At 54.1% G+C, this 479-nt stretch carries 1 protein-coding gene and 1 pseudogene; both read right to left on the minus strand.

Annotation, left to right across the window (positions count from 1 at the left end; all coding sequences use genetic code 11):
- A pseudogene (locus OGY72_RS00770) lies at positions 1-217 on the minus strand (site-specific integrase); the annotation flags it as partial.
- Complete coding sequence (locus tag OGY72_RS00775) at positions 210-434, minus strand: hypothetical protein (RefSeq protein ID WP_286546115.1); 225 nt, start codon at positions 432-434, stop codon at positions 210-212. The pseudogene OGY72_RS00770 and the gene OGY72_RS00775, both read right to left, overlap by 8 nt.
- Between the last annotated feature and the right edge of the window lie 45 nt (positions 435-479).

Here is a 479-nt window from a genome sequence, read left to right on the forward strand (position 1 = left end):
TCTGGGAAACGCTGAGACTCCGCTTCTCAAGCCAGGTCAGAGCCATACCCGGTGTCAGATCCCGAAGACTACCCAGCCGGTTCGCCTGTACGTATTTTGCCACCAGGCTAAGGCAGGCTTCATAGTTAGCGACAGTACGGACGGACGAGAGGGTATGTCCCTGAAGAGCTTTCATCACTGATGCAGCCTGTCTGTCAGGAGACGCAAATTTACTCATGTTGTGTCTCCAGCCAGCGGGACACTGTCGTGCGGTGGACGCGGCAGCGATGGTTCTTGCGCAGCCAGATACAAATCATCTCAAGGGTGGCACCCTGAGCGCGCAGGGCAAGGATCTGGGATGCATGCCGTGTCAGTTTACTTTTTCTGGGACGCCGGCTGATGGCTTTTCTGGCATTCATCTCATTCAGAATGGCCTGAGCATCGAATTTTTTCATGCTGTTGACTCCGTTTATGTAACGGAAACAGCGTAACCCTGTCGC

It is taken from the genome of Citrobacter sp. Cpo221, assembly GCF_030332345.1.
Classification (GTDB): domain Bacteria; phylum Pseudomonadota; class Gammaproteobacteria; order Enterobacterales; family Enterobacteriaceae; genus Citrobacter; species Citrobacter portucalensis.